The 9,719-nt window shown below is 68.6% G+C and carries 10 protein-coding genes; 9 read left to right on the top strand and 1 reads right to left on the bottom strand.

Annotation, left to right across the window (positions count from 1 at the left end):
- Positions 1 to 301 precede the first annotated feature (301 nt).
- From ACZ6MZ_RS25070 to ACZ6MZ_RS25035, 8 genes are all read left to right on the top strand, one after another.
- Entirely contained in the window at positions 302 to 1,375 is a 1,074-nt protein-coding gene (locus ACZ6MZ_RS25070) for an amidohydrolase family protein (protein WP_469354388.1), read from the top strand.
- 6 nt (positions 1,376 to 1,381) lie between these two features.
- The gene (locus tag ACZ6MZ_RS25065; protein WP_389792539.1) at positions 1,382 to 2,425 is read left to right on the top strand and encodes a DODA-type extradiol aromatic ring-opening family dioxygenase; all 1,044 of its coding nucleotides are present in this window, start codon (positions 1,382 to 1,384) and stop codon (positions 2,423 to 2,425) included.
- Entirely contained in the window at positions 2,422 to 3,111 is a 690-nt protein-coding gene (locus ACZ6MZ_RS25060) for an RraA family protein (RefSeq protein WP_389792537.1), read from the top strand. The genes ACZ6MZ_RS25065 and ACZ6MZ_RS25060 overlap by 4 nt, the downstream gene beginning before the upstream one ends.
- Positions 3,108 to 3,794 carry an RraA family protein gene (locus ACZ6MZ_RS25055; protein WP_384184334.1) on the top strand — a complete coding sequence of 229 codons (687 nt, stop codon included), beginning with the start codon at positions 3,108 to 3,110 and terminating at the stop codon, positions 3,792 to 3,794. The genes ACZ6MZ_RS25060 and ACZ6MZ_RS25055 overlap by 4 nt, the downstream gene beginning before the upstream one ends.
- On the top strand, positions 3,791 to 4,426 hold the full coding sequence (locus tag ACZ6MZ_RS25050; protein WP_389792535.1) for a 4-carboxy-4-hydroxy-2-oxoadipate aldolase/oxaloacetate decarboxylase: 636 nt from the start codon (positions 3,791 to 3,793) through the stop codon (positions 4,424 to 4,426). The genes ACZ6MZ_RS25055 and ACZ6MZ_RS25050 overlap by 4 nt, the downstream gene beginning before the upstream one ends.
- A 6-nt stretch (positions 4,427 to 4,432) precedes the next feature.
- Positions 4,433 to 5,431, top strand: a complete 999-nt coding sequence (locus tag ACZ6MZ_RS25045; protein WP_389792533.1) for a PDR/VanB family oxidoreductase — start codon at positions 4,433 to 4,435, stop codon at positions 5,429 to 5,431.
- 100 nt (positions 5,432 to 5,531) lie between these two features.
- Complete coding sequence (locus ACZ6MZ_RS25040) at positions 5,532 to 6,707, top strand: ABC transporter ATP-binding protein (protein ID WP_389792531.1); 1,176 nt, start codon at positions 5,532 to 5,534, stop codon at positions 6,705 to 6,707.
- Entirely contained in the window at positions 6,704 to 8,587 is a 1,884-nt protein-coding gene (locus ACZ6MZ_RS25035) for an ABC transporter permease (protein ID WP_469354384.1), read from the top strand. The genes ACZ6MZ_RS25040 and ACZ6MZ_RS25035 overlap by 4 nt, the downstream gene beginning before the upstream one ends.
- Here ACZ6MZ_RS25035 and ACZ6MZ_RS25030 read toward each other — a convergent pair.
- Entirely contained in the window at positions 8,568 to 8,750 is a 183-nt protein-coding gene (locus tag ACZ6MZ_RS25030; protein WP_469354382.1) for a hypothetical protein, read from the bottom strand. The genes ACZ6MZ_RS25035 and ACZ6MZ_RS25030 overlap by 20 nt on opposite strands.
- Here ACZ6MZ_RS25030 and ACZ6MZ_RS25025 point away from each other — a divergent pair.
- Positions 8,749 to 9,708 carry an ABC transporter substrate-binding protein gene (locus tag ACZ6MZ_RS25025; RefSeq protein WP_469354380.1) on the top strand — a complete coding sequence of 320 codons (960 nt, stop codon included), beginning with the start codon at positions 8,749 to 8,751 and terminating at the stop codon, positions 9,706 to 9,708. The genes ACZ6MZ_RS25030 and ACZ6MZ_RS25025 overlap by 2 nt on opposite strands.
- The last annotated feature ends 11 nt before the right edge of the window (positions 9,709 to 9,719 follow it).

Below are 9,719 nucleotides of genomic sequence, written 5' to 3'. Positions count from 1 at the left end.
AGCTTCCGTCGTCCCTGTGGCTTCCGGTCGCCCCGGACCTCGAAGTCCATCGCACCCCTTGAACTGGGGTGTTGCAACGACCACTAGAACGCAAGCACACAGCCGGGGCCCTGTGCTGTGTGATGGGGAACTTTGCGCGCAGTGGGCCCAATGGCGGGAAATCTACCTAGTATGTCGATCTATCGGCTGATGGCGGCTCATCGACCTGCCGATCGGCTTTGTCGGATATACCGCTATGAGGAATTCATGCGAGAACTATTCCGCAGAGGAGGTGTCGTCCTTATGGTTCAGGACATCCGGGGTGGAGCTTCGAGCAGCTCCCACGGGCTGCGGCGGGCATCGCCGTTCCGGTCACGAGGAGGGCAGCGCCATCTATATCGACGTCCACGGGCATGTCACCGCCCCTGACAAGCTCTACGCATACAAAGCCGGGCTGTTGTCCCACCGCGGCGCTCACGGGCGCGGGCGTTCGGGGGTGACCAAGGAACACGTGGTGGAGGCGCTCAACGCGCCGCACCCGAGTTTCGGCAAGATCTCGCATCTGGACCATCTCGATCAGGCCGGGGTGGACCTTCAGTTCATTTCGCCGCGGCCGTTCCAGATGATGCACAGCGAGAGCCCGGCCGCGCTGGTCGAGTCGTTCACCGCGGAGACCAACGACGTCATCGCCATGTGCTGCGAGGTCGACAGCCGCTTCCGCGGCGTCGCGGGCATGCCGCAGTCGATGGAACTCGACCCGGCCGCGTGGACCCGGGAGCTGCGCCGCTGCGTCAACGATCTGGGCTTCGTCGGCGCGACCCTGAACACCGACCCCTACGAGGGACTGCGGCAGCCGCCCGCCATCGGCGACCGCTTCTGGTACCCGGTGTGGGAGGCGCTGTGCGAACTGGACGTGCCGGCCATCATCCACTCCGCGGCCTGCCGGCCCCCGGCCCGCGAGAGCTACTCGCTGCACTTCGTGCAGGAGGAGACCTTGGCGGTCGCCGGGCTGCTCCAGTCGTCCGTCCTCGACGACTTCCCCGAGCTCAAGATCGTCGTGTCGCACGGCGGCGGGGCCATTCCGTACCAGAAGGGCCGCTTCTACCCCGCCGCCCTGCGGGCGGGCACGACCTTCGAGGAGCGCCTGCGCCGCCTCCACTACGACACCTGCCTCTACACCCGGGACTCGATCGAGTTCCTGCTGCGCACCGTCGGCGTCGACCGCTGCTTGTTCGGTACGGAGAAGCCGGGCACCGGCTCGGTGAAGGACCCGGAGACCGGCCGGTGGATCGACGACATCCACCTGCTCATCGAGGACATCGACTGGCTGACCGACGAGGACAGGGCGGCGCTGTTCGAAACGAACGCCGTCAAGCTGTTCCGCCTGGAGGTGTGAGCACGCATGGCCGATCTCGTGCTGGGCGTGGGCACCTCGCACGGCCCGCTGCTGAACACACCGCCCGAGGACTGGGGACAGCGGGCCGCGGCCGACCGCGCCAACTCCGCGCTGGTCTACCGCGGTGCGGACTATCCGTACGCCGAGCTGCTCGCGCTGCGCGCACCCGGGTTCGCCGACGAGTGCGCGCTTGAGGTACGCCGCCGCCGCCACGCGGCCTGCCGCGAGGGCATCGAGGAGCTCGGCCGGCGGATCAAGGCCGCCGAGCTCGACGTCCTGGTGGTCGTGAGCAGCGACCACAAGGAGGTGTTCGGTGATGAGCTGCTGCCGCAGTTCGCCTTCTACTGGGGCGACACCATGCGGCACGAGCCCTTCACCCAGGAGCAGCTCGACGGCATGAAGCCGGGCCTGGCCGTCGCCGAGGTGGCCAATGTGCCCGACAGGAGCACCGTACGCCCGGGCGACTCCGCGCTGGCCAGGTACCTGATCGAGCAGACCTCGGCCGCGGGGTTCGACCCGGCCGCGTCCAGGGGACTGCCACCGGGGGAATGGGGCAACTCGGGCATACCGCACGGCTGGGGCTTCATCTTCCAACAGGTGCTCGGCGGTGGCGATACGCCGCCGACCGTCCCGGTCTTCGTGAACACCTTCTGGGAGCCGAATCCGCCGTCGGCCGACCGCTGTTTCGACTTCGGCGTCGCCCTGGGCGAGGCGATCCGGCGTTACCCGGGCAGCCCGCGTGTCGGCATCGTCGCCTCCGGCGGACTGAGCCACTTCGTCGTCGACGAAGAGCTGGACCGGGCCTTCCTCTCCGCCCTGACCAGTCGCGACGCCACCTATCTGCGCTCGTTGCCGGACGCGGTGCTGCGCTCCGGGACCTCGGAGATGCGGAACTGGATCGTCGTGGCCGGCGCGTTGCAGTCCTCCTCGCTCAGTGCCGAGCTGGTCGGGTACGAGCCGTGCTATCGCACCGAAGCGGGCACCGGCTGCGCGATGGCCTTCATGACTTGGCAGGCCGACCGTCCCGAGGACATGGAGGGGCGCCGATGAACGAGGTACGGACGCCTTCCCCCGCCGCCACCCTGGTGGAACGGCTGCGGGCGCTGGACTCCTGCGCGGTCTCGGACGCCCTGGACGCCTTCGGCATATCCGCGGTGGTGCTCGGGCCCGAGCCGGTGTGGCCGGTACGGCACGTCGTCGCCGGCCGCGTGCGCACGGTCACGGTGGGACCGCGCCGTTCCGACAAGCCGGCGGGCCATGTCGCCGCCGCGGCCGTGGACCTCTCAGGCCCGGAGGATGTGCTGGTCATCGCCAACGAAGGACGCCTGGACGTGTCCTGCTGGGGCGGGATACTCAGCCGCGCCGCGGTCGCCAGGGGCATCGCCGGGGTGGTGGTCGACGGCGCCTGCCGGGACGCGAGCGAGAGCCGGGATCTCGGTCTGCCGGTCTTCGCGCGTGCCGTGGTGCCGGTCAGCGCGCGCGGCCGGGTGGTCCAGCACGCGATGGACGAGCCGATCACCTTCGGCGACATCACCGTACGGCCGGGCGACTATGTCGTCGCCGACGGCAACGGCGTCGCCTTCGTACCCGGGCCCGACGCCCAGCGGATCGTCGCCTTCGCCGAGCGCATCGTCGCCCGCGAGGCGGCCATGGCCGACGCGGTCGCCCAGGGACGGCCGGTCGCCGACGTCATGCACGACAGTCAGTTTCCCGCTATCGAGGAGTCCCGGTCGTGACCAACGATCTTGTCGCCAGTGAGCCGCCCACGGCCGAAGGCCCGGCGCACCCCCTGCGGGGTTACTCGACCGCGACCATTTCCGACGCCCTCGACCGCATCGGCAGGGACGGCTGCCTTCTCGGCATCGGCCCGCTGTTCGACGGCGCGGAGATCTTCGGGCGCGCCTACACCGTCTCGTACGTCGCCGCCGGGCATCCGGCCGGCACGGTGGGGGACTACCTGGACGAGGTGAAGCCGGGTGAGGTGGCGGTGCTCGACAACGACGGCCGCACCGACTGCACGGTCTGGGGCGACATCCTCACCGCGATGGCCGACAACCGCCGTATCGCGGGCACGGTGATCGACGGTGTCTGCCGTGATGTGTGGCGGGCGCTCGACGTGAGCTATCCGCTGTTCACTCGGGGCCGTTACATGCGCACCGGCAAGGACCGGGTCGAGGTCCGGGACGTCCAGTGCCCGGTGAGCATCAGCGGGGTGAATGTCGCGCCCGGTCAGCTGATCATCGCCGACGACGACGGCGCGGTCACCGTGCCGCTCGACGTCGAGGACGACCTGGCGGAGATCTGCCACACCATCCATGTCCGTGAGTCGCGCATCGTCGAGGACGTACTCGCAGGGCGCTCCCTGACCGAGTCTCGTGCCGCCCATGGCTACCACCTGTTGCAGAGGAGCCAGGCATGACGACCGCCGCGTCCGAAGACATCGACACCGCCGCGTTCCTGAGGCTGGGGACCGCGACGCTCTACGAGGCGTCGAAGCTCGACTGCTTCCTTCCGCCCCGCATCCGGCCGGTCTGGCCGGGCGCCGCGGTCGTCGGCCGGGCACTGCCGGTGGCCACCGCGCCGGCCGACAATCTGCCGCTGCACCTCGCGCTCGAAGTCGCAGAACCCGGCGATGTGCTGGTGGTCGACGGGCGGCAGGAGGCCTGCGGTTACTGGGGCGAAGTGCTCACGGCGGCCGCGCAGGCGCGCGGGATAGTGGGGCTGGTGATCGACGGCGGTGTACGCGACGTCGACCGGCTGCGCGAGCGTGGCTTTCCCGTCTTCAGCTCGGGGATCGCGGTGCGCACCACGGTCAAGGACGACGCGGGCACGGTCGGCGTCCCCATCACCCTGGGCGCGGCCACTGTCAGCCGCGGTGACCTCGTCGTGGCCGACGCTGACAGCGTCGTCGTGATTCCGCGGGCGCTGGTCGCTTCGGTGCTGGAACGCGGCAAGGCGCGCGAGGCCGCCGAGGCGGGCTATCTGAGCCGGATCGCCGGGGGCGAACTCACCCTCGACATCTACGGGTTCCGCCCCACCGGTACGGACTGAGCCGGCATGGCTGATCTGGACCCCCTCGCACACCGGTCGCTCCTGGTCGAACAGGTACGTCTGGAAGCCTCCGGGGTCGTCTCGCTGACCCTGGTCGATCCGGACGGCGGTGAGCTGCCGCCGTGGGCGCCGGGCGCGCACATCGATCTGCGCCTGCCCAGCGGCACGGTCCGCCAGTACTCGCTGTGCGGCCCACTGGACGATCCGCGCTCCTACACCGTCGCGGTGCTGCGTGAAGAACACGGCCGGGGCGGATCGGTGGAGGTGCACGACTCGGCGCTGGTCGGCCGGGTGCTCCGAGCCCGGGGACCGCGCAACCACTTCGCCCTTGTCGACGCGCCGCACTATCTCTTCCTCGCCGGCGGCATCGGCATCACGCCGATCCTGGCGATGATCCGTCAGGTCGCCGCGCGCGGTGCCTCGTGGGAGCTGTATTACGGCGGGCGCACGCGCGACACCATGGCGTTCACCGAGGCGCTCTCGGCCATCGGCGCCGAGCGCGTACACATCGTGCCGCAGGACGAGCGCGGCATGCTGCCGGTCGTCGAGCTCGTGGACGCTGCGCCCGACGGCGCTGCCGTCTACTGCTGCGGCCCGGAGGGCATGGTTCTGGCGGTCACCGGGGCATGCGCCGCGGCCAGGCCCGGTGCCCTGCACGTCGAGCGCTTCGGCGCGCCGGCCGGCGGCCTGCCGGGCCGCCCGGTGACGGCGAGCGCACAGGGTCCGCCGGCCGGCGCGGGCCACTTCACCGTGGAGCTGCGGCGCAGCGGGCTGACCCTGGAGGTCCCGCCGGACAGAACGCTGTTGGACGTGGTCCGTGAGGCCGCGCCCGATGTGGGCTTCTCCTGCGAGGAGGGCTACTGCGGTTCGTGCGAGACGAGGGTGCTCGCCGGTGTGCCCGAACACCACGACACCGTGCTCTCGGACGAGGAACGCGAGCGCGGCGACACGATGATGATCTGCGTCGGGCGGTCGGCCTCGGCGCTGCTCACATTGGACCTCTGAGCACCGCTATTCCATATCAAGGAACTTAGCGAACAACTATTTCTCTATAAGGTATTCCTGGTTAAGGTCGTGTGAACCAGGACTGATCCGAGGAGTGCAGATGTCTATGAGGGCGAGCACGACGGACCGCCTCAAGGGCCGGGTCACCGGCTCGATGGACAAGACTTCCGGTGAGCCCGAGGTTCAACTCCGGCTGTCCGGTGTGACCAGAAGGTTCAACGACGTCATAGCGGTCGACCAGATCGACCTTGAGGTGAAGGCCGGCGAGATATTCGCTCTCCTCGGCCCGAGCGGCTGCGGAAAGAGCACGTCGCTACGGATGATCGCGGGCCTGGAGAAGATCGACGAGGGCTCGATATCCATGCGGGACAGGGCACTTGCCGATGCCGGGCAGGGCACCTTCCTGCCATCGGAGAAACGCAACATCGCGATGGTCTTCCAGTCCTACGCGATCTGGCCCCATATGACCGTCGCTCAGAACGTCGCCTTCCCGCTGCGCATGCGCCGGGTGAAGCGCGCGGAACGGCGTCGGAGAGTCGAGGAGATTCTCGCGGTCACCGGACTGGAGGCGGTGGCCGACCGGCCCGCCACCCTGCTCTCGGGCGGCCAGCAGCAGCGGGTCGCGCTCGCCAGGGCGCTCGTCTACACCCCCGACCTGCTGCTGCTCGACGAGCCGTTGTCGAACCTGGACGCCAAGCTGCGCATCCAGATGCGGCGCGAGATCCGAAGACTCAACCAGGAACTCGGTATCACCATGCTCTTCGTCACCCACGACCAGGACGAGGCACTGTCCCTGGCCGACCGCCTCGCGGTGATGAACAAGGGCAAGGTCGAGCAGGTCGGGCGGCCGATGGAGCTCTACGAGCACCCGAAGACGCCGTTCGTACGTGACTTCCTCGGCCGGCTCATCGTCGTCGAGGGCGTCCTCGCCGGAGACGCGGCGCTACGCCGGGTCCGGCTCGACACCGGCGGCCGGCGGGTCGGCGAGATCGTCGGCCCGGACGTGCCGGCGGGGCTGGGCGAGGGCGACCGGGTGGGCGTGTACCTGCGGCCGGAGGACGTCGACATCAAGCCGTACGACGCCGCCGAGCCGGCCCCGAACCAGGTGATGGCACGCGTGCTGTCCTCGGCCTACCTCGGCGACAGCTTCGAGTACGTGCTCGACATCGCCGGGTCCAACGTACTGCTCAGCGCCCCGCGCCGAGTGGTCCACCACCCCGGTGACACGGTCGTCGTCGAGGTCGACCCCCAGCGCGCGATGGTGTGGCCGTTGTGAGCGGCGTCCTGCCACCGGTGGCCCCGGACGATGTCGAAGCGCTGCCGGGGCCGGTGCGGAAACTGATCAGCGCGCGCCGCTCCAGCGGCTCCCGGGTGACCGGTGTCGTCGTGCTGCTGCTGGTGGCCGCCGTGACCGTCGTCCCCATCACGCTGTTGCTGCTGAACAGCCTCAATGTCGCGGAACCCGGCGACCCGGCCGGCTACGGCCTGGACAACTGGCGGCAGGCCTTCGCCAACGGCGCGATGTGGGAGTCGGCCTGGAACACCTTGCGTCTTGGCGTGCCGAGGGTACTGATCGGCATGGTGATCGCCACGGTCGTCTCGTGGCTGATCGCGCGCACCGACATGCCGGGCGGCAAGGTCATCGAGGTGTTCCTGTGGTTCTCGTTCTTCATCCCCTCGCTGTCGATCACCCTGGGCTGGATCCTGCTGCTCGACCCCGCCAACGGCGTCGTCAACCAGGTGATCAGGATGCTGCCGGGGCTGGGTGACATCAGCGACGGACCGCTGAACATCTACAGCTACTGGGGCATCATCTGGACCCATCTGACCGCCACCACCGTGCCCATCATGGTGATCCTGCTGGTCCCGGCGTTCCGCAGGATGAGCCGGTCGATGGAGGAAGCCGCCCAGATCTGCGGGGCCAGCCGGCTGCGGACCCTGGTGCGTATCACCGTGCCGATGATGCGGCCGGCCATCATCGCCGCCACCCTGCTCAGCTTCGTCTACTCGCTGAAGACCTTCGAGATCGAACTGCTCCTGGGCACGCCGATCAATCTGAATGTGTACTCCACCCAGATCTACAACTGGCTGCAGTCGTCCCCGCCGCAGTTCGGCACCGCGACCGCGCTCGGCTCGGTGTTCATCCCCATCTTGATCATGCTGGCGATCGTGCAGCGGTTCGCCGTACGCAGCCGCAGTTACGTCACCGTCGGCGCGCACACCTACAACGACGAGCCCATGCGACTGGGCCGTATCCGCCGCTGGGTCGTCGCCGGGGTGCTCTCCCTCTACGTGGTCTTCACCGTGGTGCTGCCCATGGGCGCGATCGTGCTGGGCTCGTTCATGCGGCGGTTCGGGTTCTTCCAGCTCACCAACCCCTTCACCACGGAGCACTGGTCGGCGCTGTTCAACGACAACCTGTTCGGTTCTTCGGTGCGCAACACCCTGATCATCGGCCTGATCGCCACCCTGGTCGGTGTCCTCGTCTACTTCGTCATCGCCTTCGTCATCGTCCGCAGCGAGCTGCCGACCAGAGGCGGCGTCGATGTGATGGCCTGGCTGCCGGCCGCCGTACCGGGCATGCTGCTGGGCCTGGGGCTGCTGTGGGTCTATCTCGGTACCCCGCTGCGCACCGTTCTCTACGGGAATCTCTTCGGCCTGATCATCGCGCTGGTCATCAGCCACATGGCCACCGGTACGCAGCAGCTGAAGGCCGCCATCCTCCAGGTGAGTCCCGACCTGGACCGGGCGGCACGCATCTGCGGCGCCAGTCCGGTGCGCTCCTACGTCTTCATCCTCTTCCCGCTGCTCGGTCCTTCGGTGGCCGCGGCGGGGGTCCTCACCTTCCACTCCGCGGTGAGCGACGTCAGCACGGTCGTCCTGCTCAGCAGCAACGACTCCCGGCCGCTGTCGATCCTGCTCCTCGAATACAGCACCAGCGGCGTGCTCGAACAAGCCTCTGTGCTCGGTGTCCTCATCAGCATGCTCACCGTCGGTGTGGCGCTGCTGTCCCGGGCCCTCAGCGGTGGCCGGCTGCGCTCGTCGCGGTCGGCCCGCCGCCTCCGGATGGCCGGCGGTCCCCCGCCGTCATCCCCCTCCGCAACGAAAGCAGGTGTGTCATCAAAAGATTCATCGCTCACCACAACTGGAAGCTGATATCCGCAGGCGCCGCGGTAGCACTCGCCGCGACCGCGTGCGGCGGCACCGGCGCCTCGGACACGACGACCACGGGCAGCGCGTCCGGCAAGGTCAGCACCGACTGTCCGGATCCCTCGGGCGCGCTGGTCGCCAAGGCAAAGAAGGAGGGCACGGTCGTCATGTCGGGCCCGCCCACCGACACCGTGCGCCAGCAGTTGCCGCAGGCGTTCGAGAAGACGTACGGCGTGAAGCTCGACTACATCGGCACCAGCGGCAAGGACAACGCGGCCCGGTTGCAGTCCGAGCGCAAGGCCAAGATCTACTCCCAGGACGTGTTCGTCGGCGGCGCCGACACCATGGCCAACACGTACCACGCACAGAACTGGATCGCTCCGCTGACCGGCGTGCTGACGCCGACGGAGCTGGACACCAAGGCATGGCGCGGCGGGGCCCTCCCGTTCGTCGACGCGGACAAGAAGATCCTGAGCATCAGCCGGTACGTCAGCGTCCCGGTGGTCATCAACACCGACAAGGTCAAGCCGGACGAGATCAAGACCTGGAAGGACCTGCTCGACCCGAAGTGGAAGGGCAAGATCGCCACGATCGACCCGCGGAGCCCGGGCGGCGCGATCTACAACGTCGGTATGTTCCAGGCCGCACCGGGGTACGGCGACGACTTCGTCAAGCAGCTGTACAAGGACCAGAAGCCGATCCTCCTCAAAGACTCCCGGCAGGGCACCGACGACCTGGCGAGGGGCAAGTACCCGATCGCCCTGGGACTCGGCCAGCTGGACGTCGACACGGCGGCGGACGACGGGCTGCCGGTCGAGGTGGTCATGCCCGATCTGCTCCAGACCACCAGTGGTTTCGGCTTCCTGGCCGTCTCCGACAAGCCGCCGCACCCGAGCGCGGCCAAGGTGCTGGCCCAGTGGCTGGCCTGCAAGGACGGCAACAAGGCATGGAACGACGCGTACGGGAGCATCAGCACCCGCGCCGACGTCGAGCCGCCGGCGAACCTGCCCGCCTGGCAGGTCCCGAAGGACGGCGTGACGTACTTCGACACCAACTCCTGGGCGTTCCTGACCAAGGGCGTCGGAGAAGCGACGGATCTCATCGAAAGCCTCATCGGTACCAACTAGCGCCCAAGGAG

This window comes from Streptomyces sp. NPDC042201 (assembly GCF_055582185.1).
This window is presented reverse-complemented; position numbering and strand designations above follow the sequence as displayed.

Bases quoted from the DNA above. Each gene is read 5' to 3' on its own strand.
- ACZ6MZ_RS25060 (WP_389792537.1), top strand. From the start codon at position 2,422: ATGAACGAGGTACGGACGCCTTCCCCCGCCGCCACCCTGGTGGAACGG.
- ACZ6MZ_RS25065 (WP_389792539.1), top strand. From the start codon at position 1,382: ATGGCCGATCTCGTGCTGGGCGTGGGCACCTCGCACGGCCCGCTGCTG.
- ACZ6MZ_RS25045 (WP_389792533.1), top strand. From the start codon at position 4,433: ATGGCTGATCTGGACCCCCTCGCACACCGGTCGCTCCTGGTCGAACAG.
- ACZ6MZ_RS25050 (WP_389792535.1), top strand. From the start codon at position 3,791: ATGACGACCGCCGCGTCCGAAGACATCGACACCGCCGCGTTCCTGAGG.
- ACZ6MZ_RS25030 (WP_469354382.1), bottom strand. From the start codon at position 8,750: ATGACGACCGTGCCCTCCTTCTTTGCCTTGGCGACCAGCGCGCCCGAG.
- ACZ6MZ_RS25025 (WP_469354380.1), top strand. From the start codon at position 8,749: ATGTCGGGCCCGCCCACCGACACCGTGCGCCAGCAGTTGCCGCAGGCG.
- ACZ6MZ_RS25040 (WP_389792531.1), top strand. From the start codon at position 5,532: ATGTCTATGAGGGCGAGCACGACGGACCGCCTCAAGGGCCGGGTCACC.